The following is a 24,983-nucleotide window of genomic DNA, read 5'->3' as shown; positions in this document are numbered from 1 at the left end:
TCTAATCTAAAGTTCCTCTCTGTATTTGTTCCCGTTCGATCGCTTCAAATAAAGCCCGGAAGTTGCCTTCTCCAAAACCTCTAGCGGCATGACGTCGCTCGATTAATTCAAAAAAGAAAGTCGGCTGGGAAAAAATTGGTTTAGTGAAAATTTGCAGTAAAGTCGGCTTTTCTGGGAGGGAATGACTATTTTGTTCAAAATCGATGAGAATTTCCTGTTTTTTAATTTCTGACCATTCCCAATCAGCAATATTAAAATCTTTTTTTTGATAGTTAATTTGTTGATAATAACTGTCGGGAACTGATAAAAACTCTATCTTTTTTTCTCTTAATTTTTGAGTTAAGTTCACAATATTTTCGGTTTTTAAAGCAATGTGTTGAATGCCAGATTTTTGATTAATATCTAAAAATTCTTGTATTTGAGAACTGTTACTATCTGGCTCATTAATCGGTAATTTTAATTCAGTTTTCGGGTAAACAAGTACCTGAGAATAAAGACCAGAACGCTCCGTCTTAATAGTAAAAGTTTGCCTTTTTTTAAAGCCTAAATTTTCCTCATACCAATTGGCTGTTAACTCTAAATTCCCTTGAAAAACATTTAAAACTAAGTGATCAATTGCCAGAATATCCTGATTATATTGTTGCTGACTATCGTATTGAATCAGATGAGGATCGGCTAAAATTGGCGTGATTCCCTGCCTTTCAATTAACGTATGTTTGAGATCAGCAATGCTAGAGATTTGACAGCTTTTTATCTTACCCCTAGCCAAAACAGTTTCCTCAATAAAAATATCCTGTTTAATTCTCCTAGCTAAAGTGTCTAAATCCTCCACTTGAAAAGCTACATCCGCCACCCCTTCAGGATATTTACCTAAAAATTCCGCCACGGGACTAAGGGAATTTAAGGGAGAAGATAAGATAAAAATAATCTGTTTAGTTTTATCTTTTTGGATGCCATTGCCGACTATTTCCGTGTGTGTGTGGAGATTAACTAAACTTGCGATCGCCTGAAAATCCATCACCCGCACAAACCAATCTCGCCATTTTTTGGACGATTCTACATAAAAATGAATATGATCAACAAACATAGATAAAGTCAAAAAAAGGTTTTTTTCAGTGAGCAGTAAACATTGAAAATAAAACTCCGAACTTGCCACTTAATGCTATTGACTGACAACTCAAATCTGAACACTGATAACTGATAACTGATAACTGATAACTGACTCCTGACTCCTGACTCCTGAGGATTAAAAAAAGAGATGACTATCGGGTTGAATATTAATTTCCATGGGGACGGCTTGGGGTTCAGCATTCATGGCAAAATAGATAGCATCGGCGGCGGTTTGAGCGGTTAACATTTTAGTGCGATCAACTTTTAAGCTCACCTGATCCCAAAAAGGAGTATCGACACCACCAAAATAGAATAAAGTCATTTTAATACCATAGCGTTTTAACTCATCGGCCAAACATTTACTAAAACCGACCACCCCGTACTTAGAAGCACAATAAGCGGCAGCCATAGCCATAGAATGCTTACCTAAAATTCCCACCACATTACAGATATGACCAGCTTTATTTTCCTTCATCACATTAGCGGCAGCCTGACAGGTATAAAAACTCCCCTTTAGATTGAGGTCGAGCATTTTATCTAAATCTTCCGGCGTGATTTTATTATATTGTTTCATCACACCGGCTCCGGCCGCATTAACCAACACATCCAACCGGCCGTAATGGGAGACAATTTTTGCCATCAAAGTTTCCACCTGAGTGGGATTGGTGATATCCGTCGGCACAATTAACGAGGGACAAGACAACTCACCAGCTAAATTAGATAAATTATCGGCATTTCTGGCCACTAATACGAGTTTATGACCATTAACAGCTAGTTTACGGGCTAAAGTGGCACCGATCCCCCCCGTAGCACCGACAATCAGGACAACTTTTTCGCTCATAATTATTGATAATTCTTTACAAATCTTATTGTAAACTGTTCCAACGGGAAAATCATCGCCGGACCCAACCCCTTGATTAAGGGTTAACCAACTTCTGATAGGATAAACCGTGACAATGTAAAGAAATTTTTATGACTGTACTGACCGAAGGAATCGCGCCCCACGGTGGGCAATTAATTAATCGTATTGCTACCGCTGCCGAAAAAGCCGAATTTCTGGCCCTAGCTGAAAAACTACCGCGAGTTTCCTTAGATGAACGAGCGCTCTCGGATTTAGTTATGATTGCTATCGGTGGTTTCAGTCCCCTCAAAGGCTTTATGGAACAGGACGACTACGAAAAAGTCGTCGATGATATGCGTCTAATCAATGGTTTACCCTGGGCAATTCCCGTGACTCTTTCCGTTAGCGAAGAAGTGGCGGATCCCCTCAAAGAAGGCAACTGGATTCGTTTAGATGACAGCGAAGGCAACTTTGTCGGAGTCCTAGAACTAACCCAAAAATACCGTTATAATAAAGCCCACGAAGCAGTTAACGTCTATCGTACCGACGACCAGAAACACCCCGGGGTAAAAGTCCTCTACGAACAGGGAGAAATTAACCTCGCAGGTCCGATTTGGTTACTTCAGCGCGATCCTCATCCTCAGTTTCCCAAATATCAGATCGATCCTCTGCAATCGCGCAAAATGTTCCACGAAAAAGCTTGGAAAACGATTGTCGGTTTCCAAACCCGTAATCCCATCCACCGGGCCCACGAATACATTCAAAAATGCGCCCTAGAAGTGGTAGATGGTTTATTCTTGCATCCTCTTGTCGGCGCTACCAAAAGCGATGATGTGCCGGCCGATGTGCGGATGCGTTGCTATGAGATCATGATGGATAAATACTTTCCCCAAGATCGCGTTATTCTAGCTATCAACCCCTCAGCTATGCGTTACGCTGGCCCCCGGGAAGCAATTTTCCACGCTATTATCCGTAAAAACTACGGTTGTACCCATTTTATCGTCGGTCGTGACCATGCCGGAGTCGGTGACTACTACGGAACCTACGATGCTCAGTATATCTTTGATGAGTTCGAGCCGGGGGAATTGGGAATCGTGCCAATGAAGTTTGAACACGCTTTCTACTGTACCCGCACTTCGGGAATGGCAACCACCAAAACTAGCCCCAGTTTACCGGAAGAAAGAATCCACCTTTCGGGAACGAAAGTCCGGGAACTGCTGCGCAAAGGAGAATTACCACCTCCGGAATTCTCCCGTCCAGAAGTGGCTGCCGAATTAATCCGGGCTATGCAAGGATCATGAACATAACTAGGCGAGAATTGATCCAGCAGACAGGTTGGGGGTTGCTGACTTTGGCGATTAGTCAAGGAACCCTTAACCGTCATTTGGCCGCTCTCGCCGCCCCTAATCCCCGAAAATTGGCTCTTTTAGTCGGTATTGACCAGTATGGGGCGAATACTCCGCCGCTGCCCGGCTGTCTTACCGATGTGGAGTTACAAAAAGACCTTCTCCGTTATCGTTTTGGCTTTCAGGATGCTGATATAGTAACTTTAACGGGACAAAAAGCCAGTGGAGAAGCGATCAAAGCGGCTTTTTTAGAACACCTGATCGCCCAAGCCAAGGCAGGCGATGTGGTCATTTTTCACTTTAGCGGTTATGGCAGTCTTGGGGCCGGAAAAGAGGTTTTTATTGCTGCTGATGGGGCAGAAAATGCTTTAATCAAGGAAAATATCCTGCTGATGGCTCGCTGTCTAGCTACGGATAAGTTTAGCTTGGTTTTTGATAGTAGTCATCTCCCCCAACCTCAGCCCTATCTCGGTAATCTCCGCGTTCGTTCCTATCCCGAAACCCTTACTGATCTTAACCCCGCCGAATTAACTTTCGCTACCGATATTAAAACCCGTTTTAACCTCAAAAATAAGCCTAGTAACGGCGTTATGCTCGCTGCCGCTAAACCAGAGCAAATCGCCCTGGAATTGAGCGGTAATAGCCCTAATGCTGGCTTATTCACCTATGATCTCACCCAGTATCTCTGGCAAGCTTGCCCCAGTCCGACAATTGCGATCGCTTTTCCCCGTCTCCGTCATCTCGTCGCTAGTCACAGCAGTCAACAACAGCAACCGGCAATCCTGACCGGTAATCAAAATAATTCTGCGCCGCCATATCATATACAGCCAGAAAAGTCAAGGGGTGGAGCGGCAATTGTTACAAATCTTATTGATGAACGCACCCTAGAAGTCAATCTGGTCGGCCTGCCCTTAGAAATCCTAGAAAATTACGGGATTAACTCCTGTTTGAGCTTTATTGAGGCGACTGGGCAGGAAATCAGCCTAAAAATTCTCTCCCGTCAGGGTTTAAAAGCCAAAGCCCAGTTATTATCAGCAACCGCCTCCCTAGAAATAGGACAGATTCTAGAGGAAAAATTGCGGGTTTTTCCCAGTCAAATCGGCTTAATCGTCGGTTTGGATAGTAACTTAACCCGGATTGAACGGGTAGATGCCACCAGTACCTTTGCCAGTTTGCCCGATGTGGCCGCCGTGGTTAACATTGGTGAACAAACGGTAGATTGTCTCTTAAGTCGAGTTGGTAGCGAAGAAACTGGCAATTATCAACTATTATCTCCCAATGGCTCCCTAATTATCGGTAGTTTAGGGGCGGCCAACGAAGCAATTAAATCGGGAATCAAACGACTGCAATCGCAACTAGAAACCCTGCTGGCCTGCAAATTGTGGCACTTGTTGATCAATCAAGAATCCTCCGGTTTAGCCGTCATCGTCACCCTGGAAAGCCTCGATCAAACCTATATCTCCACGCTACAAACCCAAAAAATCGCGGGTAGCAGGGGGAATAATACCGCTAAAAATGACTTAATTCTGCCCGTCGGTACGGAAATTCGCTATCAAATCGAGAATCAAGAAGAACAACCCCTCTACGCACTGATCCTTGTCCTCGACAGCGATCGCCAACCGCTTTTATACTGTTCCCGTCCGGAAAACCCAGATAATTTCAGCAATTCCAGCCCATTAGCCCCCTTTGTCGTGGCGGCCAAAACCAAGGCCACCATCCCCAATGACCGCCAAGAACATTGGAAAATTAGTCAAGCCAAGGGCATCAGAGAACATCTCCTGATCTTCAGTCGCCATCCTTTCCCCAACACCTTAACCCTTCTCAATGCCACTCAAAGCCTCAAGGGAGAAGCAACCCAACTGCTCACCCTGACTAACCCCCTAGAAATAGCCAGAGCTTTCTGGAGCGATCTAAAATTAGATTTAGGTCTAAAAATGGATAGTTCTGGCAGTGTCATTGATGAATACGCCTTTGATCTGGGAACTTGGTCAGGTTTCCGGTTTATTTATCAAGTTATCGACTAAATCGATAGAATGATTCTATGGAATCCTTGAAAAGAAAAGGTTAAAATCCTAACACAGCTACCCCTAAATTTCCCGATGAATCTTCTGCCCCGGACGACCCAAAGCCGCCTCAAAAAAATCCCACAAATTCCCAGCGTTTGGGAAGGAGATCGTCGTGCTTTATCCTTATCCGAGAGGATGCCCCGGGCTACCCTAGAACCAAATCAAGAAAGCGGTGGCGAGTGCGTGATCTGGGTGGATGGCAGCGAGGGCTGTGTACGCGCTATGGAAGTAGTTTCCCCCGAAACCGGGCCCGAGGCCATGGTGAGAACCTTAATCCGCGCCATCGAAACACCCCAAAACCCCGCCCGGCCAGCCAGACCGAAAAAAATTATCGTCCGCGATCGAGAAACACAGTTTTTTCTGCGCGGGGTACTGCAAGATCTCGATATCACCATCGATTATGTCCCCAATTTGCCCCTGATCGATGATCTCTTTCGCGGATTCGAGGAATTCCAAAATAACCGCCCCCCGGCAATTCCCCTCGCTTGGCAGTCCGCTTTAGTGAAAACCGCTCACGAAATTTGGAAAGCTGAACCCTGGTCCTGTTTAGCTGATTACGATATTTTGCAAATTAAGCTCGATCGCCCCGATTTCCCGAATCTTTACGCCTGTGTCATGGGAATGCTCGGTCGGGAATACGGAGTCATTCTCTATCGTTCCCTGGAATCCCTCAAACAATTCCGGCAGGCCGCTTTAGAAGAAAAATCGATGGAAAGACTAGAAAAAGCCTTTCTTTCCCAAGATTGCTGGTTTTTAAGCTACGAATTGGCCGATGATGACGAGGACGATGATGAGGATGACTACGATCTGGCCTCGGTCGCCCCTTCCCAAATCCATCCAGTTTTCGGCAGCGTGCATCCCTACGAAGGTATTCGCCCCTATTTGGATGAAGAAGAAGCAATCACGGTATATTTAGCTTTAATGGCTCTGTTGCGCTTTTTTAAAGGCAATCAATCCGCTTTATCCGAAGAACCGATCGGAGAATTACAGCGTCGTTTTCGCATTCCCCTCGATCCCGAACAGGCAAAAGGGGAAACTGTGGCGGTGACGGTGGCCACGATGCCCGATCTATGTGCGGAATTTATGCAACTCTTAGAGGAGGACGACGACGATGAGGATGATGATGAGGATGATGATGAGGAAGAATCCGTACTCAAGGAGAATCTCGTCCCTGATAATGCACATCTGAGTCTGGGAATGGTTCCCTGGCAATTATTGGATAAAATTCGCAATCGGCCGAAGATTCATTATCAACCCCAATCCGTACCGACAAAAGGAGAGGGTTTCCCCGTGGTGATGATCCAGACCTCCCGACCGAAAGCCAAGGAACTGATCGAAAAAATCCAACAAGCTGGCGGTTTGGAGGCCATTGGTTTTAACCCCGGCGAAGATCCCCTCGAAGATACCCGTTATGATCTCGGCATTCTGAAAATGGCTAATGGTGATCTCTATCTGTTTGGGGAATTCGAGCAAGATGATCCCGACCACCGTAATGCTCGCCGCAATTGGCAAAAACGCATCAAAAATACCGAGGGTTATTGTGGTTTGATTGTTGCCATGGGGGTAACTGGTTCCTCCTGCGGTAATCCCCAATTAAACGATATGTTAGCCCTCTACGAGGCAAAATCGATCGATAGTAAAGATTTAGACTTGGGAGTTTTAACTCTTATGCCTCACTTTGGTTAATTTGAACCGGCAGCGACGGAGCTTTTTTCAGTGAACAGTGACCAGTAATCAGTTTGTTTAGCCAATTCATTGACATACTCCCACCGTCAAGCTGCGCTATGAAGTGTAGAAATATACCCATGACGAATCGATTTTTACCGCCGCGCATGGGCAGAAATTCCCTTAACGGGTAAGTCAACTTTGATCAGTCGTTTAGGGTAGGTCATCATGGTTAAAATTCTACAATCTCGTTAAAAAATCCCACTCATTAAACCAAGTCGAGCGATCAACAAGATTGAGTAATGAAATAAAATCTTGCTCAATATTGAACTCTATATTATGAGGGCTGATCACCTGATTGATAATTGCTTGAACGTCATCTTTTTTGGCATACTTGTAAAAATCCCGTGTATTCAAAATTTGATTGAAATAGTTGCGATAAGCAGTTGATAATTGAACATCATTTTCTGGAATTGACCTATCATTTGTACCCAACATATCATCACTCTTAAGCTTATCCCGAATAGAGCGGCATTGATAGATGATTTGTTCAAATGCCTCATCATCATTGAGTAATTGCTGTAATTTGGGATTCATATAGTTCAGATAGGCTTGTTTAAGACCTTGAGCAAGACTTCCGGCATCCACTGAAATCGAATTTTGCTGGTGACTTAACCACAGAAAAAGTAACCTACCTAATTTATCAAAATCTGTAAATAAAATAGATTCAAACGTATATGCACTTGGGATATAAGTTGGCAAATTAAACCGATTATCTAAATTATTTATAATTAGATTTTTATGGTCGTCATTTAAGAAATCTCTATCAAAAATTAACACAGATTTTTGCCATAAATTCTGCTGATTTTTAATTAACTGAAAAATCTTTTTATAACTAGGTAAATCCTTAAAAATTTGAGAGACTCCACCCATCACCCAGAAAGAATATTTTTTTGTATTTATACCAATAGTATTCTTTTGTAATAACGTATAAATTGCTTTTGCATCATCCTGACCTTCGACAAAAATGATTTTATCCGCTTCAACGGCATTAATAAAATCTAAACCATTACTATTCCCTAAAGAACTAATAATAGGATTTAGCGCAGAGGGATAAATTCCTTTAAAGCGTGGCTCTACGGGAAGTTCTTGTCGAGATAAAGCATTATAATTATATTGAGGTCTATTTTCCAGATGAAATAATTGATGTAAAGAAACCTGTCGAATTAAACTTTCATTATGAGTTGTTAAAAAAATTTGTGTTGTCTCAGAGAATCTAAGCAGTGTATTGATTAGCCGACTCTGTATGTCACGATGAATATGACTATCAGGCTCATCAAAAAGAATCAAATTGAGATCATTTCTTTGCCCAAAAGAATATAAATTTAATAAAATTACAATAATCTGTATTGTCCCACTTCCCAGTAAAGAAATATCTTTTTCTATATCACGATTATCAATTTTGTAATTAATAATAACTTTGACATCATCCCGAAAATCACTAGAAGTAAAAAAGCTAACCTCTGCACTAGGGCTATCAAAGAGAATATACGACAAATCGCGCTTAAATCTCTCATACAATTGAGGATCTGCTTGATCACTATGAAGAGTGTATAGACGATTACGAATGACTTCAACCGATTCTCGCTTTTGAATTGCTTCTAGTACCTGCGGAGTAGTTAAAAATCTTTCGTCTGCTCTAATCGTTGCAACAGGAGAAGCAAAAGAACAGCCAATTGCTTTAGGAAAATTATGAAATAGTTGGTTAAACTGAAAAAAATCAAAATCTTGACGATTTAAAAATTCTAGCTTGTAGCTGTTGCCATGGGAATTTGTAATTGAAAAACCAATCTTTAATAATGGGTTTGGTCTTTGCTCAGAATATATGTCTTGAAAGATAAAAATTAATTCAATTTTTTGACTTTTATCGCACTGATAAAATAAGTCATCAATATTAGAACTACGAACCGTTTTTACATCTGTGTAAAGTAAATACTGAGTATCTTTAAAAACATAATGCCCCGCTCGATAACGTTCAGGTTTAGCACGAATTGCTTGGTATAACAAGAAGTTAAAACACTCATGCCAAAGAGCGATCGCCTCTAGCAAATTGGTTTTTCCTGAATTATTAACCCCAGTAAAGACATTAAAATCAGGATCTAAATCTACGGTAACATCTTGAAAAGACTTAAAATTTTTAATCTGAATTTTGCTGATCTTCATTCCCGTTCATCCTGCCGTAGAATTGCCTCTAGTCCAAGCTGATAATGTTCAATGCTTGTAACAGGTTGCCGTCCTAGCGTAACCGCATCTCGAATGACATAAACTTCCGACATCATCCCACAGTTAAACACCACATAGAGCCAATAGTCCCGCTTTAATCGTTCGGCTGTTTTATACTTATCTCTGATGCTAACACAATTGGGAAGTAGGTTAGCCCAATTAAATCTAATTAGGGAGCAGTCTCATAGGTTGGTTTGAGCGAAACAATACTTGGGGGAAAACGTATTAATTCAATTGAAAAAGCGAAACCCAACAACCTTAACGCTTACTGCTTAACTCTCAAAGTAATTGGCTGATAGCATTTTTCTTTATTCGTGGCAGGCATCCTACTCGCCTCTTCCCTTCGCCGGAGCGGGGTTGGGGGGAAGGGAAATTAACCATCTCTGCCATTACTTTAGAAAAATGGTATCAGTAGATTGACAAAAATTGATCTGCAGCCTCGGTTCTGATCACCGATCACTGAAATCGCCAAAATTAAGCGACAATGTAAAGTAAGGTAAAACTTTCTGGACAAATTCTTAATTATGGTGTTATTCGGATTCGGAAAAAAAGTAACTTTGCCCACAGCAAGGGAAGCACTACCCGGGCGATCGGAAAAAATGCCCGTACCTAGCGGCCACTACGTTAACGGTCATCCTTTGCAGCCCCCCTTCCCTGGCGGTATGGAAAGTGCAATGTTCGGTTTAGGCTGTTTTTGGGGAGCAGAGCGCAAATTTTGGCAATTAGAAGGTGTTTACACCACGGCCGTGGGTTATGCGGCTGGTATCACCCCTAATCCCACCTATCAGGAAGTGTGTAGCGGCATGACTGGGCATAATGAAGTGGTCTTAGTGGTCTATGATCCCAGTGTGATTTCCTACGAACAACTGTTAAAGGTTTTCTGGGAAAGTCATAATCCCACCCAAGGAATGCGTCAGGGTAATGATACGGGAACTCAGTATCGATCGGGTATCTATACCTATAGTCCCCAGCAAAAGCAATTAGCGGAAAAATCTCGATCGATCTATCAAGAAGCTCTCAATAAAGCGAACTACGGTCAGATTACCACGGAAATTCTCGACGCACCTGAATTTTATTATGCTGAAGTTTATCATCAGCAATATTTAGCGAAAAACCCCGGCGGTTACTGCGGTTTAGGGGGAACGAAAGTGGAATGTCCGATCGCTCTTGATCTGAAGTTAAATTAAGTAGGGTTAGGAGTCAGTGATCAGTGATCAGTTATCAGTTATCAGTTATCATTCATAATTCATCATTCATAATTCATCATTCATAATTCATAATTCATAATTCATAATTCATAATTCATCATTCATAATTCATAATTCATAATTCATAATTCATAATTCATCATTCATAATTCATAATTCATAATTCATAATTCATCATTCATCATTCATAATTCATAATTCATAATTCATAATTCATAATTCATCATTCATAATTCATAATTCATAATTCATAATTCATCATTCATCATTCATAATTCATCATTCATCATTCATCATTCATCATTCATCATTCATCATTCATAATTCATCATTCATAATTCATCATTCATCATTCATAATTCATAATTTAGATCATAAAATATCTTTTCTTTTTTGCCACCAATAGGTAAGGAGAAAATAAATAAGAGAATGAAGAATTAATACTCCCCAATTCAATAACAAATTATTGATAGATAATTGATAAACTTGATTGGCATCCTCAAAGGGTAAAGGGAAATTAAAACTATTTTGTTCTTTCGCTTCTGCAATCATAGCTTCCACCTCTACTAATACACCGTAGGCAGCAATTGACCAGCGACTAATCATCAACCATGATAGATATTTTCCCAGATATTCTAAGTTAAATAATACCCCAGCAAAGATAATCTGAGGGATTAAAATTAAAGGTAAGGCACTATTTGCTTGGGTGATATTACTAACGCCAGCAGAAATTAATAAACCGAGATTAATTGCCGCAAATATAGTTAAAAATGTGGTAATAAAACAGCCAATTAACCAAGTCATTAATTCCGGTTGCGGGTCAGTAAATCCCCAAAATATCACGCAGGTAATGACAATTGTTTGCAGAAAAGCTAAGGCTGCTAAAACCAGACTTTTTGACAATAAATAGGGTAATAATCCCAGATTAACTAATCTTTCTCGCCGATAAATTGGCGATTCTTTGACAATTTCCTGTAGGGAACAGGCAAAACCTACCCACAATTGCGCGCAGGTAAAAACAAAGAGAGTTTTTAAGGCTAAAGGTGCGGATTGGATAGCCTGCTCAAAACTGGGATTATCCCCCAAAAATAAAGGATTTTCGTCCCCTAAAACCATGGCCATTAATAAAATTCCGATCGGGGCGGTTAATAGGGATAAAATTAAACTAACCTGATCGCGGATAATTAATTGGCTATAGCGTTGACATAAAACCTGTAGTTGTAGCCAAAAAGACTGTTGAACCTGTTGCGGTTTACTCTTATTTTGCTGAAATACTTTACCTATTCTTGCTTCAATATTATTTTTGTAGTAGTTGGATTGTTGGAAACGTTGGCATTCTTGCTCAACTTTTTCGCTAGTTTCCAGATGAATATAAATATCGGCAAAATCCCCCTGAGGTAAAGAGAAAAAATTTAAGGCCTCCCCCGGAGAACCAAAATAACATAAATTGCCCCCTTGACCGAGAAAAACTAATCGATCGCAGAGATTGATATTATTAGTAGCATGGGTGACTAGGAGAATTGTTCTGCCTTCTTTGGCCAATTTTGCCAGCAATTCCATCATCTTTTTATCTAAACCGGGGTCTAATCCCGAGGTGGGTTCATCTAAAAAGAATAATTTGGGATTGGCTAATAATTCTACCGCAATACTCACCCTTTTTAACTGACCACCACTTAAGTCTCTGACTAAAGTATTTCTTCTTGCTAACAATTCCACCTGCTGCAGGGTTTTCTCGATCACTTCTTGGCAATTAATATCCGGAGGTAGCCTTAATTTAGAGGCATAATATAACACTTCTCCCACAGTTAAATCCCTGTGAACAATATCGTATTGGGGAACATAACCGATTTGGGTGCGATAGATATTAAAATTCTGGCGCAGCTCTTCCCCATTCAGATAAACTGTCCCGGAGGTGGTGGGTTCAATTCCTAATAAAGTCTTTAATAAAGTCGATTTTCCCGCACCACTTCCCCCGACAATCGCCACTAATTGACTCGGTTCGATCGGTAAGGAGATATGATTGAGAATTATCAAGGGTTGTTTCTTTTTATCCCGCACCATCCTGACGATATTTTCGGCATCTAGACGGATATTATCCCCCGTATCTAATAAAACTAATTCATCTCCCTGCAAACAAAAACTATAGGGGCCGATTCTCACCGTACAACCGTTGGTTAAAATGGCACTACCCGATACTTTTTGTCCGTCGATAAAGACTCCATTGGTGCTTTGGTCGTGGAGAATATAACGATTTTGGTTATCGCTGTCGATAATCGCGTGTTGTCGGGAAATTGTCGGCGCGTCTAAAACCACAGTCGCAGCATTATCTCGTCCTAAAACTACACTGCGATGGCCTAGGGAAACCGATTTAAAAGCTAAAGGGGGGCTTTTTACCAGTTGGTTAGGATGATAATAGGTAATCTTGACCGAATTTTTGGCATCTTGACCGATATTAATCTCATCCCCATTTTGTAAAAGATGGCCCTCTTTGGGGGTAATGACGCGATTGTTGATAAAAAGTTGATTGGAACTAGGATTAGTTCCGTCTCCATCGTAGATATAGTAATCATCTCCCTGACGACGAAAACAAGCTTGGACTCGACTCACCACCGTCCAGTGTGGGGGAACAACTAAATCCACCTGTTGATCATCCCGTCCCAATTTATAATTAGGACGACTCAGATTAATAGAAGGGAGAATTTCTCCCTGATTGTTAAGAATAATGTAGGGTTCTTGACTAATAACCGTTTTAATGTTGGGAGAATTGGTCATAAAAATTCGATCGGTAGATGGCGTTCGCGGGGGACGGTAAGAAGCTAAGATAGAATTAAGGTCTCGATCGCTACTGTTAACCTCAGAGTCTGGAACGAACTCTAGAGATCATCTTAGTAAAACTTCTTAGGATCGATCGAGCTTGTCTAAATTCCTATTCCTAAGACCTATCCACAGGTTATCGTGCTGTTAGACGATGGTTACAACTCCTATTTCTCCTACCGCCAAGGTTTCTAAAGTCGAAGGTATCAAAGAACGCAGTAATTATCTACGAGAACCTTTGGCCAGTGAACTCCTCGAAGATACAACTCATTTTACCGATGCGGCGGTGCAGATCCTCAAGTTTCACGGTTCCTATCAACAGCATAATCGCGACAATAGAACCAAAGGTCAAGAAAAAGACTATCAAATGATGTTGCGTACCCGCAGTCCGGGGGGGTTTATTCCCGCGCAACTATATCTTACCCTCGATAGTTTGTCCGATCGCTATGGTAACGGCACTTTACGGGTGACAACCCGCCAAGGCTTCCAATTACACGGCATTTTAAAGAAAAATCTCAAAGCTACCCTCGGGGAAATTATTCGCAGTATGGGATCCACTTTAGCGGCCTGTGGTGATGTTAACCGCAATGTCACCGCACCGCCAGCCCCCTACAAAAATCGCCCCGAATACGGCTATGCTTGGGAATATGCCAATAATATCGCCGATTTGCTCAGTCCCCAAACTGGAGCCTACTACGAAATTTGGCTCGATGGCGAAAAAGTTATCAGTGCAGAAGAAGCCCCAGAAGTCAAGGCATCGAGACAAAAAGATACAAATGGCATTAACAAAAACGATCCGATCGAACCGATCTACGGTCAACATTATATGCCCCGTAAGTTCAAGATCGGTGTCACCGTACCCGGAGACAACTCCATCGATATCTACACCAATGACCTCGGTTTGGTGGTGATTACCGATGCAAACGGGGAATTGCGAGGTTTTAACATCCTTGCGGGGGGTGGACTGGGAAGGACCCACAATAAGGAGGAAACTTTCCCCAGAATGGCCGATCCGATCGGTTATGTGGACAAAGAAGAGGTGTACGATCTGGTAAAAGCGATCGTGGCAACCCAAAGGGATTACGGTAATCGCGGCGAGCGTCGTCATGCGAGAATGAAATATATCCTCGAAGAATGGGGAGTAGAAAAATTCCGCAGCACTGTTGAGGGTTATTTCGGTCAAAAAATTGCCCCCTACCAACCCCTCCCCGACTGGAAATATCAAGACTTTTTGGGATGGAATGAACAGGGAGACGGAAAATTATTTTTTGGTCTTTCTGTGGAGAATGGCCGGGTCAAAAATGAAGGCAGTTTTCAGCTAAAAACCGCCTTAAAAGTGATTATCGAGCGTTTTCAGTTACCCATGCGCTTGACGGCTAACCACAATATCATTCTCTACGACATCGAACCCCAGGATCAACAAGCGATCGAGGCGATCCTGAAAGAACACGGAATTGTCACCGATCCCGCCGAAATTGACCCTTTAACCCGTTATGCCATGGCCTGTCCCGCTTGGCCTACCTGTGGATTAGCGATTACTGAGTCAGAAAGAATTTTACCCAGCGTGATTGAACGCATTCGCGCCCTGCTTAATCGCTTAGGATTAAGCAAAGAAGAATTTGTCATCCGCATGACAGGATGTCCTAATGGCTGCGCGCGTCCCTATATGGCAGAATTAGGATTTGTGGGTAGCGCTCCCAATTCCTACCAACTCTGGTTAGGGGGAACAGCCGATCAAACTCGACTAGCGCGCCCCTATTTGGATAAAATGGCGATCGATGATCTAGAAAAGGTCTTAGAACCGATTTTTGTTTACTTCCAACAGGATCAACAAAATAACGAAACCTTCGGAGAATTCTGTCATCGAGTCAATTTCCCTGCTTTACAAGCATTTTCAGCCACCTACACACCTAAAATGACCGAAACTACTACCACTGAATCAAAACCCAAACGCGTGCGTAAAAATCAAAACCGTGTCAGCGTCCCCGATGATATGTTTGTCCGTCTCAAGGAAGCTTCGGAAACGGAAAAACGGCCGATGAATCAAATCATCAATGAGGCGCTAGAGGCCTATTTCAGCCAAAAATCCTAAGTTATCAAGGTGGGACTTAACCCACCTTTTTTTAATTAGTATATTCATAGGGTCGGTCTGTCGAAAAAATCATAGTCCATCACATCATCTTGGTTACGCGATATGGTGCAACACTTGGGGCAGTTTCTCAACCCTCAAGGGGGAAGTATAGAGGAATATCAGAAGTTTTTATCAGAAGTCTTACAAGCAGAATATGACAGTAATAGCGATCCTACGGTGGTTTATCCTATCCTACAACGCGGTCAACATCTGTTAGATGATATCTTTGCCCAACTGTTGCAACAATGGGCTAGATATAGGTTTTCTCAAGGGAAACCAGAAGAAGTGGCGGGTATTGTCGGGGTGATTCAGAATTTATGTGTTGATATTCAAAATTTTCCCTTGGGAAGTCGGGCTAATAATCCAGAAATCGCTATTACAGGCTATCAAACGGTTTTAGAAGTCTGTACCCGTGATGCTTTTCCTTATGAATGGGCAAGCGTACAAAATAATCTGGGGAATGCTTATAATAAGCGCATCAGAGGGGAAAGGGCAGAAAATTTAGAGTTAGCTATTGTTGCTTATAACCTGTCTTTAGAAGTCTATACCCGTGATGCTTTTCCTTATGAATGGGCAAGGATACAAAATAATCTGGGTGCTGCTTATAGTCAACGCATCAGAGGGGAAAGGGCAGAAAATTTAGAGTTAGCTATTGTTGCTTATAACCTGTCTTTAGAAGTCTATACCCGTGATGCTTTTCCTTATGAATGGGCAAGGACACAAAATAATCTGGGTGCTGCTTATAGTCAACGCATCAGAGGGGAAAGGGCAGAAAATTTAGAGTTAGCTATTGTTGCTTATAACCTGTCTTTAGAAGTCTATACCCGTGATGCTTTTCCTTATGAATGGGCAAGGACACAAAATAATCTGGGTGCTGCTTATAGTCAACGCATCAGAGAGGAAAGGGCAGAAAATCTAGAGTTAGCTATTGTTGCTTACAACCAGTCTTTAGAAGTGTTGACCCGTGATGCTTTTCCTGAAGATTGGGCAGTAACACAAAATAATCTGGGGTCTGCTTATAGTCAACGCATCAGAGGGGAAAGGGCAGAAAATTTAGAGTTAGCTATTGTTGCTTATAACCTGTCTTTAGAAGTCTATACCCGTGATGCTTTTCCTTATGAATGGGCAAGGACACAAAATAATCTGGGGAATGCTTATAGACATCGCATCAAAGGGGAAAGAGCAGATAATCTAGAGTTAGCTATTGTTGCTTACAACCAGTCTTTAGAAGTGTTGACCCGTGATGCTTTTCCTCAAGATTGGGCAGTAACACAAAATAATCTAGGGACTGCTTACATAAACAGAATCCAAGGAGACATAGTAGAGAATATAGAAACCGCAATTTTCTGTTATCAAGAAGCCTTAAAAATTCGTACTTTTGATGCCTTTCCTCTTGACTGGGCAACTACTCAAAATAATTTAGCCAATACTCTCAGAGAACGATTTAAACTTCTTGGTAAAGTGGCAGACATTCAACAAGCAATTAACTCTTATAAACAAGCTGGAGAAATTATTGAAAAAACCGAAGACAAAACCTTATATTTTAACTATTCCTATCAATTAGGAAAAGCTTTATTTGAGGGTGGATATTATACAGAAGCTATTGAACACTTAGAAAGCTGTCAGCAACTTTATCAAAAACAAAAGGATATTAGTAGTTTGGCTCCAATTTTATTGGAACTTGCCCGTCTCTATCATCGCACTGGTAGGCTCGAACAGGCAAGACTTTATTTTAAAGATTCTTTACGTCTATTCCGTCGTTTGGGTGATCAAGATAATGTGGCTTCTGTGACAACTGCACTGGGCAATCTAGAAATACAAATTGGCAAGATTTCCCAAGCTTGTAGTCATTTAAAAGAAGCACAAACATATTATCAAGAAAACAATGATAAGGAACGACTAGAGGAAATTAATCATCTACTAAAAATTCTACAATCTGCTTAAAATGACAAGACTCAGCCGTTATCAATCAACTCTCAAAAAATGGGGACTGATAGAAAATCCTTTTCGACCAACTCCCCCCGATGATCGCAAAAAATTAGCAAAGATTTTTTATGGACGAGATCAAGTTTTAGATATAGTTATTCCGACCCTAAGTAGGTAGGCACAATTATTTGTAGGATGGGTTAGCGGTAGCGTAACCCATGCGGGCGTTGGGTTTCATGCTTCAACCCAACCTTGTATATTGAGAGAGGTGGTAGACCGTCCCAACCTTGGTCGGAAAAGACCGCTTCGTAGCAAGGGTCACCACCATAATCTCCCTGACAAAACTCGAACAGTCGCCGGGGTCGTGGCGAAAACAATCAATTGTTAAGCTAAGAGACCGTATCGGGCAAGGATGAGTAAAATCAAGGGGATGCTCTCCAAAAGAACCATTAATCCCGCCAATTTCTCAGGTTTAATCATGGAAAATATCTCTCAATGGGTAGGCATTGACATTAGTAAAGCGACCCTAGATGTTTACCTTCGTCCCCTCAGTAAAGCGATGAAAGTTGCTAACACAAAGGAGGACATATCTAAACTGGTCGAAACCCTAAAATCCTACACTGTCAACCTCATCGTTCTGGAAGCAACAGGAGGTTTAGAAACTGAACTGGTGATTCAATTACAAGAAGCGGATTTACCTGTAGCCTTAATCAATCCCCGTCAAGGAAGAGACTTTGCTAAAGCCACTGGTAAATTAGCCAAAACCGATGCCATTGACGCTCAAATTTTAGCTCATTTTGGCGAAGCAATGCAACCGCAAATATTAGCGGTTGAGTCGGAAGAATCTCGTCAATTGGGCGACTTAATTAGTCGTCGCCGGCAACTTGTCGAGATGCGGACTGCCGAAAAAAACCGACGGGAACGCGCTCGCGGTAAAGCTTTGGTCGATATCGAAGCCCATCTTGAGTATCTCGATAACTGCCTCGAAAAACTCAATCAAGAAATTGAGGAATTGACCCAAGCTAACCAACAATGGCTCGAGAAAGTCAATTTACTCAAAACCGTGCCGGGGATTGGTCAAGTAATTTCTACTACTCTCGTCTCCGACTTACCAGAACTCGGTCAATTAACCGCCAAACAAATCTCTCGCTTAGTCGGTGTCGCACCGATTAATCATGATAGTGGTCAACATAAAGGTAAGCGAATGATTCAGGGAGGTCGCGCTCAGATTCGGGCGACTCTTTACATGGGAGCGGTGGTAGCTATGCGTCATAATCCGGTGATTAAAACCTTTTACGAACGCCTAGTCGGACGCGGTAAATCAAAAAAACTGGCTCTGACTGCTTGTGTGCGGAAAATCTTAGTTATTCTTAATGCAATGGTTCGCCAAAATCAGCCTTGGCAGCTTGCTGACAATTTACCACCTTGTTCCTAGAGATTCACACTTTTTGTTATCTCTGATCAAGGGTTGCGCTTGCTTTGGTTTAACCTGAGCGACTTAGTTTTTGCTGCGCTTTTTTCTGGCTTGAGATTTTAGGTTCGACAGCAACTCCTTGATTGTTTTTTGAGTTACCCCTTGACAATCAAGACAGTCGCTACGTTCATTTTATATTTAATTCCACCCACCTACTTATATGAAGGACGTAATATCCTAGTTAGGGGAGCTTGGGGTATTGGTAAAACCGCCTTAATTTTTAATTTAATTAACCAGTTACAACAGGAAGTTAACCAATTAAATGAAAAAATGTTATTGCTTTATATTAGCAGTATTCCTGGGGAAAGTTCCACGGAATTTTATCGTGCTTTATTATTAGCTGTAGCCGATAGTTTAGCGGATAGTGATCAAGAATCAAGAGACATTGCTAATACGCTTTTAGGGTATTCTATCCAACGCAATAAAACCACTATCGAAGGGCAAGTTAAATTAGGCTTTTTATCCTTTGGAAGACGACAAGAAGTTCCTGCAAATTCAGTCACTCCCACAGATAAAATTGATCCCTATCCTTTACTCATTCGTTTATTAAATAGAGCCGAAGAAATTTATTCTCGTATTGTTATTGCCATTGATGATTTTGACAAAAAAGACCCCATTGTTGTCCAAACAATTTTAGAAAGTAGTTTAGATTTATTTCGGATGGGAAAACATCGAGGATTTATCATGACAGGAAGAGGCTTTACCGAGCTTCAAGAAGCAACCTTAAAAGCCCTTGGTATCTTTTCTGAAGATATTCCCCTTGAACCCATGAGTCAAGATGATTTACGTCACATTGCTATTAATTATCTTAATAGTGCCAGAAACGAACAGCGAAATGATACCTATCCTTTCACAGAGGAAGTCATCAATTTAATTACGGGTTACGCTCAAGGAATTCCTCGAGAACTGAATACTATCTGTGAAAAAGTATTACGGCAAGCTGCTTCAGCAGGATATGAAACTATTGATGAAACTGCTTTTTATTCAATTTGGCAAATCCTTCAAGAAAAATTTATTTATCGCTTAAGTCCTGAGTTTCGTCATTTATTATACGTTGCTCATCAAGCCGGTGGCATTAGTGAGAATATTTCTGATCAAACTTTGGATAAACTTGATGCTATAACCTTTGTTGCTCTCTTGCCCCAACTTAAATCGATGGAAGAACAAGGATTATTAATTCGTCAAGAAGATCAAAGCGGTTTTCGTTTTGTTCCTTCCCAATTATTTCAACCTAAGTTACTCCCTGAGTCTCAGTCTGAGTAAATAATAAATAGCTCCTTCGATGTACAGGGTGAGCGCATCTCAAACGCTATTAAGTAGGTAGGCGTTAAAAGTTGTCAGATCCCCCCGCCTATCGGCACCCCCCTTATCAAGGGGGCTATCCATTAGTCACATCTTTCTTAACATAAAATTTGACAAAAAGAGAAAAGTGTGCCAGATGGCTCAAGGGGGTTCTATGGGGGAACTAATTTGATGAGACAGTTTCCAAGTCTCGCTGATATCATGTAACCTTCGCAGTCCCAACCAAATAGTTTTAACACCTGGTTCACCGTCACCTTTTCTACCTAAAAACCCCCCAAGAGAAGCAATCATTCTGACCGCTTCTCGAAAGGAGGGCGGCTTTTTAGGTGGCGGACTCTTTTTATGAATAGTGGCACACAAAGATTGCCATTCATGTTCTTCCAAAAAACTTTCACAACTCTCCTCTCCGTGTAAGCGTGCTTGATAGGTTAACCAAAGTAATCTCCAAGCTACAATTGAATAGGTAGCTAAGGCCATCTCAATTCTCCGACCCGTTTCTAATTGCAGTTTTTCTAATCCACAACCACTTTTTAAAACAAAATGATAGCGTTCTATTAACCAGCGATAACTATACCAGCGCACACAGGTTATCGCTGATTCAAAGCTACTAATGTCTAGGCTAGTTAAGAGGAGCCAACTGATAGGATTAACTCCAGGACGCGGATTTTCTTCTTCAGCTAAAATTACCTGTAATTTGACCGGTTGACGAGGGTTCGCTTTCGAGTGATGCTTAGGTACTTGTATTTCAAAACTGGCAAATCTAACTGTTAGTTTAGCTAGTCTAGCCTCGTGATTAGGATTGCGTTTTACTTGCACATCTAGGCTACCACAGGCTTTTATTTCTCTGATGGATTGATGTAAATATTTAGTCTCTGGATGCCCTGACCTTTGCTTGTCTTCGAGATAGTTAACTTTTCGGTTATGAGTTCCTCGAATTAATAAATGAGAGTTAGGATTTCTTGACTGGGCAAATAAATCAAATATGTCTGCCTCAGAATCTCCGATTGTTACTACTTGAATTTCTTCGGGTATTTGTTGTTGTGTTTCTGACAAAGAATCTAACCATCTTTGACTTTCTTTTTCTTGAGTTTCTCTTTTTTTTCTTTGCTTGGCAATCCCTAAATTCTTTTCTTCTCTTGCCCAGACATATTGATTAATCAGTCCTAAAGGTACTCCTTGCGCTGAGACTCCTAAGGTGGTATGAACTTTGAGACCAAAGGATGTTTTACAATCTAGATAACCCATTCCTTTTTTGGCTTTTTGCGTCGTAAAGTCTAAACTTGTTGTGTCTTGCACTGCCAAAACTATTGGATGTTCTTTGATTCTTTCTACTGTACTTTTAGCTTGGGCGGCAATTATATCTGAGGGGTGAAAATAGGGGGAATTCCAAAAGTCGTAGGTGGCACTGGCGGCGGCTAGATTTCCCGAAGCTTGTGGCACACTTGTACTAGGTTGGCTGGCCAAGTTTTCTACGATACTGATTAACCTTTTCTTTCTTCTGGTGTCCCCTAGGTCTGCATACTGTAATTCTTGGGCTGCCCATTTCTCCATTTTTTTGCTTACCTCCACCTTAATTCCTTCTTTCAAAACTATACCTATCAATCGTTTCCCCTTTTTTTAAGTTTCTTCTCTTTTTGTTAAGAAAGATCTGACTAATGGATAGATCAAGGGGGGCAGGGGGGATCGAACCTAAAATCCATTTTTAATTTAATTATAACCAGCTACTTAACAATTGAGATGGCAAATTCTCCTCAAATATGCCTGAATCGCTCTCTGGGTAAGCAACTCACATAAAGTTCATTTTGTCAAGGATCCTTAAGATGCGCTTACCCTGAAGTAGCTATAAGCTCACAGCCATTTTTTATTTAGGGTTGGCTGAATAAATGTGAAATATAGACGAGGTAAGGGGTTTGGGGGACTGTTTGGCCAAGCAGCTGCAAGATTTTCCAGCTAGTGGCTCAAAAACCTGGCATCTTGAGCGGCGATCGCGTCCTGTCGGGGCGAAGCATTTGGCATAACCTATCGCTGAAACCGTAGATTTTCTATCCGAATGCTTCGCCCCTACTTTTTCAGCAAACCCTATCTATCGGCCAACGGAATCAAGTGGCGAGCGATGGCCCATGACTTGCCAAGATGACAGAGCGTCTATAGCTATTTTTCGGGGTTGGAAAGGGGACGGTACTGATAAGTAGTCGTGCAAAATTAATTTCCTAGTGAAGATAGGCAAGAGGCAAAAAGCAGGAGGCAAGAGGTGGTTAGATATGTGTAATTAATTTTGCTTAGGTACTTAGCATTTTTCAAAAGTAATGGCAGATATGGTTAATTGCCCTCACCCCCCAACTCCCCCTACCCTACCGATGTGGGGGGTTGGAGGGGCGCGAGAGGGGTGTAGAATGCCTGCCATGAATAAAGAAAAATGGGATAACCTCATCCCTAAACCTTATTGCCGATTCCATCCAGGAATACTGTTAGGAAGTGAAAATTTATGTCACAATGACTCTATAAGGGCGATTTTTTAGTGATCGCCGAGGCCGTCTATTAATCGAATCGATGTCTTTGAAGAACGTAGCCCCAAACCGGAAACCTGACTTTCCTTTCCCATTCTTGCCACTGATAGCGGAATTTTTCTCCCTTTTGTGTTATCCGCGGGAATTTTTGAGCTATTGCTGAGATTGGCATTTTGTCACTTCCCGTTAGTTGAATTCAACAAAAGAAGCTGTTTAGGAGCAATTTATGTTACACCGCAAGATTTATCAATTCTGTATGGATGGTCAGGAAGTCTGCATTTTCTTGCGCGATCAGCAAAGATGGATTGATAATGCTCGTATTATCGATCTAGAAAGCGATCTCGTCACCATTCGCTACGAAACAGAGGAAGAAGACGAAATTAGTTCTTGGGAAGAAATGGTGCGTTTAGAAAGTATCGGTGCGGTGAGCAGAAAACTGGCATCGGTGTCGCGGACGAATCCTGATATTAATGTCTCGGAAGATTGTCCGGAAGCAGAACAACTTTATCCCCATTCTCCCGATAGCTTAGATTAATTTTGTCGATTTAAATTACAGTGGCTAGAAGTCCCGAGGTTTGAACAGTAGCCAAGGGACTTTTAGGGAATGGAAGGGAAGAGAGCCAGTAATAATCACCACTTGTTCTAAAATTATCGTCAAAGCCCCCAGATTTTCTCTATTATAAGCTGCAGGAGCAAAATGAATTCTAATCCCTACTTCGCTGGCAAGGATATCTATCAAAAATTTGTGGCAGTAGTAATAGTTTTAATTAGTTGTTGGTTCGTAACTTTTCCCGCCTTGGCTGGCTCTGCCCCTCTAGAAGTTAAAATTAGTCTAGGCTCCGGGCAAGGAGAATTAAAATTCTTTCCTAGTCAACTAGACTTTATTGCTGGACAAAAATACAAATTAATCCTCGATAATCCCAGTCCCACTAAACATTATTTTACCGCTAAAGACTTCGCCGATGCTAGTTGGACGCAGAAAGTTGAAGCGGGAAAAGTGGAGATTAAAGGGGCAATTCACGAACTAGAATTAAAACCTAATGCACAGGCAGAATGGGTAATAGTTCCACTCAAAACCGGTAAGTATAAATTAATCTGTACTATTCCGGGTCATGCCGAAGCGGGAATGGTGGGAGAAATTGCCATTAATAACCCATGAATTTAAGAAAAATTGTCTCCTTTGCTTTCCTATTATTTATTCCCCTATCGGTGGTCGCTAGTCGTCTTAATTGGGGAGATCAAGCTATTTTTATCACTGCCGCTTTATCGATTATTCCCCTGTCAATTTGGTTAAGTACGTCTGTGGAAAGAGTTGCCGTAGTCACTGGGCCAACTTTGGGAGGATTAGTTAATGCTATCTTTGGCAATACTACCACTTTAGTTATTGCCTTAATTGCCCTAAAAAAAGGCTTGGTGGACATCGTACAAGCCAGTATTACCGGTAGTATTCTCAGCGATTTATTATTATTTATGGGCATGGGAATGCTCACGGGAGGAATTCGCTACAAAGAGCAGGAATTTAAACCGATTTTAGCGCGGGTAAATGGTTCTTCTATGACTTTAGCAGTAATAGCGATCGCTTTACCAACTTTAGTAATATATACTTCTAACGTGGTGGAAGTTGCCGATATTCTCAGCCTTTCCCTAGTCACCGCCACGGTTTTATTAATAGTTTACGGGTTAACCTTATTATTTTCCCTGAAAACCCATAGCTATCTCTACGAAGTGGGATTAAGTAACGAAAATACCCCCGACAATCAGGTTAGTGAGGAAGAAAAAGCTCAAGTCTGGATTTGGTTACTTGTGCTGCTTACTTCCACTGTAGCTGTAGCCTATGAGTCGGATTTATTTGTTGATGTAGTGGAATCGGTGATGGAAGGATTTAATCTCACTCCTCTCTTTATCGGGGTAATTTTTATTCCTTTAATTAGCGATGTTTCTGGAATAGTTACCGTCACTCAATTAGCCCTAAAAAATCAGATGGATTTAACGGTTTCCGTGGCTATGGGTGATAGTTTATTGGTGGCTTTATTCGTGGCACCTTTATTAGTTTTTATCGGTCAATTTTGGCAGCAACCGATGGATTTAAATTTTAATCCCTTTAACGTGGTGGCTTTAATTGTGGCGGTGGTTGTCACTAATTTAATCAGCTTTACTGGTCGTTCCAATTGGTTAGATGGAACCCTATTACTAGCTACCTATTTAATCTTGGCAGTGGCTTTTTATTACCATCCCACCTAGCCAAAAAAGAGATTTCGGTATTTTATGAGATTTCTGTCTTAAAATGGATCGATAGCACCTTACTGCCGC

The 24,983-nt window shown here is 41.5% G+C and carries 17 protein-coding genes; 12 read left to right on the top strand and 5 right to left on the bottom strand.

What is annotated here, in order from left to right:
- Position 1: 1 nt before the first annotated feature.
- Positions 2-1,087: a 4-hydroxyphenylpyruvate dioxygenase gene (gene hppD / locus B5D77_RS16550; protein WP_106909225.1), complete on the bottom strand. Its 1,086-nt coding sequence runs from the start codon at positions 1,085-1,087 to the stop codon at positions 2-4.
- Positions 1,088-1,246: 159 nt separating this feature from the next.
- A complete protein-coding gene (locus B5D77_RS16540) occupies positions 1,247-1,951 on the bottom strand; it encodes an SDR family oxidoreductase (RefSeq protein ID WP_008206099.1) in 705 nt (234 codons plus the stop codon).
- A 131-nt stretch (positions 1,952-2,082) separates the two neighbouring features.
- On the opposite strand from B5D77_RS16540, the gene sat reads away from it, so the two are divergent.
- The 3 genes from sat (at position 2,083) to B5D77_RS16525 (ending at position 7,049) form a co-directional block, all read left to right on the top strand.
- On the top strand, positions 2,083-3,252 hold the full coding sequence (gene sat / locus B5D77_RS16535) for a sulfate adenylyltransferase (RefSeq protein ID WP_002739877.1): 1,170 nt from the start codon (positions 2,083-2,085) through the stop codon (positions 3,250-3,252).
- Complete coding sequence (locus tag B5D77_RS16530; RefSeq protein WP_106909224.1) at positions 3,249-5,321, top strand: caspase family protein; 2,073 nt, start codon at positions 3,249-3,251, stop codon at positions 5,319-5,321. Before sat ends, B5D77_RS16530 begins: the two co-directional genes overlap by 4 nt.
- A 75-nt stretch (positions 5,322-5,396) precedes the next feature.
- On the top strand, positions 5,397-7,049 hold the full coding sequence (locus tag B5D77_RS16525; protein WP_008206104.1) for a hypothetical protein: 1,653 nt from the start codon (positions 5,397-5,399) through the stop codon (positions 7,047-7,049).
- 219 nt (positions 7,050-7,268) lie between these two features.
- Here the strand turns inward: B5D77_RS16525 and B5D77_RS16520 are convergent, their stop codons facing one another.
- Positions 7,269-9,251, bottom strand: coding sequence for an ATP-dependent endonuclease (locus tag B5D77_RS16520; protein ID WP_106909223.1), 1,983 nt, complete (start codon positions 9,249-9,251; stop codon positions 7,269-7,271).
- Between the two features lie 584 nt (positions 9,252-9,835).
- Between B5D77_RS16520 and msrA the strand changes: the two genes are divergently transcribed.
- On the top strand, positions 9,836-10,498 hold the full coding sequence (msrA, locus tag B5D77_RS16515; protein ID WP_008206109.1) for a peptide-methionine (S)-S-oxide reductase MsrA: 663 nt from the start codon (positions 9,836-9,838) through the stop codon (positions 10,496-10,498).
- Positions 10,499-10,891: 393 nt separating this feature from the next.
- Here msrA and B5D77_RS16510 read toward each other — a convergent pair whose 3' ends face one another.
- A complete protein-coding gene (locus B5D77_RS16510; RefSeq protein ID WP_106909222.1) occupies positions 10,892-13,291 on the bottom strand; it encodes an ATP-binding cassette domain-containing protein in 2,400 nt (799 codons plus the stop codon).
- Positions 13,292-13,487: 196 nt separating this feature from the next.
- On the opposite strand from B5D77_RS16510, the gene sir reads away from it, so the two are divergent.
- The 5 genes from sir to B5D77_RS16490 all read left to right on the top strand — a co-directional run bounded on the left by sir (position 13,488) and on the right by B5D77_RS16490 (position 20,127).
- Complete coding sequence (gene sir, locus B5D77_RS16505; protein WP_106909221.1) at positions 13,488-15,425, top strand: sulfite reductase, ferredoxin dependent; 1,938 nt, start codon at positions 13,488-13,490, stop codon at positions 15,423-15,425.
- 102 nt (positions 15,426-15,527) lie between these two features.
- Positions 15,528-17,408, top strand: coding sequence for a tetratricopeptide repeat protein (locus B5D77_RS16500; protein ID WP_106909220.1), 1,881 nt, complete (start codon positions 15,528-15,530; stop codon positions 17,406-17,408).
- A 1-nt stretch (position 17,409) separates the two neighbouring features.
- Complete coding sequence (locus B5D77_RS16495) at positions 17,410-17,568, top strand: hypothetical protein (protein ID WP_008205187.1); 159 nt, start codon at positions 17,410-17,412, stop codon at positions 17,566-17,568.
- A 300-nt stretch (positions 17,569-17,868) separates the two neighbouring features.
- Complete coding sequence (locus B5D77_RS26675; RefSeq protein ID WP_216362947.1) at positions 17,869-18,825, top strand: IS110 family transposase; 957 nt, start codon at positions 17,869-17,871, stop codon at positions 18,823-18,825.
- Positions 18,826-18,966: 141 nt separating this feature from the next.
- The gene (locus B5D77_RS16490) at positions 18,967-20,127 is read left to right on the top strand and encodes a P-loop NTPase fold protein (RefSeq protein ID WP_254052975.1); all 1,161 of its coding nucleotides are present in this window, start codon (positions 18,967-18,969) and stop codon (positions 20,125-20,127) included.
- Positions 20,128-20,307: 180 nt separating this feature from the next.
- Here B5D77_RS16490 and B5D77_RS16485 read toward each other — a convergent pair whose 3' ends face one another.
- A complete protein-coding gene (locus B5D77_RS16485; RefSeq protein ID WP_106909948.1) occupies positions 20,308-21,717 on the bottom strand; it encodes an IS4 family transposase in 1,410 nt (469 codons plus the stop codon).
- 1,182 nt (positions 21,718-22,899) lie between these two features.
- On the opposite strand from B5D77_RS16485, the gene B5D77_RS16480 reads away from it, so the two are divergent.
- The 3 genes from B5D77_RS16480 to cax all read left to right on the top strand — a co-directional run bounded on the left by B5D77_RS16480 (position 22,900) and on the right by cax (position 24,914).
- Positions 22,900-23,208, top strand: coding sequence for a DUF6679 family protein (locus B5D77_RS16480; protein ID WP_002735547.1), 309 nt, complete (start codon positions 22,900-22,902; stop codon positions 23,206-23,208).
- Positions 23,209-23,370: 162 nt separating this feature from the next.
- Positions 23,371-23,832: a cupredoxin domain-containing protein gene (locus B5D77_RS16470; RefSeq protein ID WP_106909218.1), complete on the top strand. Its 462-nt coding sequence runs from the start codon at positions 23,371-23,373 to the stop codon at positions 23,830-23,832.
- Entirely contained in the window at positions 23,829-24,914 is a 1,086-nt protein-coding gene (gene cax / locus B5D77_RS16465; protein ID WP_002735957.1) for a calcium/proton exchanger, read from the top strand. Before B5D77_RS16470 ends, cax begins: the two co-directional genes overlap by 4 nt.
- The last annotated feature ends 69 nt before the right edge of the window (positions 24,915-24,983 follow it).

This window comes from Microcystis sp. MC19 (genome assembly GCF_003019735.1).
Taxonomy (GTDB): domain Bacteria; phylum Cyanobacteriota; class Cyanobacteriia; order Cyanobacteriales; family Microcystaceae; genus Microcystis.
Note: the sequence above shows the minus strand (reverse complement) of the source record. Positions and strands in the feature narration are given on the sequence as shown.

Coding starts and splice junctions, on each gene's coding strand:
- hppD (WP_106909225.1), bottom strand. CDS start 1,087: ATGTTTGTTGATCATATTCATTTTTATGTAGAATCGTCCAAAAAATGG.
- B5D77_RS16540 (WP_008206099.1), bottom strand. CDS start 1,951: ATGAGCGAAAAAGTTGTCCTGATTGTCGGTGCTACGGGGGGGATCGGT.
- sat (WP_002739877.1), top strand. CDS start 2,083: ATGACTGTACTGACCGAAGGAATCGCGCCCCACGGTGGGCAATTAATT.
- B5D77_RS16530 (WP_106909224.1), top strand. CDS start 3,249: ATGAACATAACTAGGCGAGAATTGATCCAGCAGACAGGTTGGGGGTTG.
- B5D77_RS16525 (WP_008206104.1), top strand. CDS start 5,397: ATGAATCTTCTGCCCCGGACGACCCAAAGCCGCCTCAAAAAAATCCCA.
- B5D77_RS16520 (WP_106909223.1), bottom strand. CDS start 9,251: ATGAAGATCAGCAAAATTCAGATTAAAAATTTTAAGTCTTTTCAAGAT.
- msrA (WP_008206109.1), top strand. CDS start 9,836: ATGGTGTTATTCGGATTCGGAAAAAAAGTAACTTTGCCCACAGCAAGG.
- B5D77_RS16510 (WP_106909222.1), bottom strand. CDS start 13,291: ATGACCAATTCTCCCAACATTAAAACGGTTATTAGTCAAGAACCCTAC.
- sir (WP_106909221.1), top strand. CDS start 13,488: ATGGTTACAACTCCTATTTCTCCTACCGCCAAGGTTTCTAAAGTCGAA.
- B5D77_RS16500 (WP_106909220.1), top strand. CDS start 15,528: ATGGTGCAACACTTGGGGCAGTTTCTCAACCCTCAAGGGGGAAGTATA.
- B5D77_RS16495 (WP_008205187.1), top strand. CDS start 17,410: ATGACAAGACTCAGCCGTTATCAATCAACTCTCAAAAAATGGGGACTG.
- B5D77_RS26675 (WP_216362947.1), top strand. CDS start 17,869: ATGGAAAATATCTCTCAATGGGTAGGCATTGACATTAGTAAAGCGACC.
- B5D77_RS16485 (WP_106909948.1), bottom strand. CDS start 21,717: ATGGAGAAATGGGCAGCCCAAGAATTACAGTATGCAGACCTAGGGGAC.
- B5D77_RS16480 (WP_002735547.1), top strand. CDS start 22,900: ATGTTACACCGCAAGATTTATCAATTCTGTATGGATGGTCAGGAAGTC.
- B5D77_RS16470 (WP_106909218.1), top strand. CDS start 23,371: ATGAATTCTAATCCCTACTTCGCTGGCAAGGATATCTATCAAAAATTT.
- cax (WP_002735957.1), top strand. CDS start 23,829: ATGAATTTAAGAAAAATTGTCTCCTTTGCTTTCCTATTATTTATTCCC.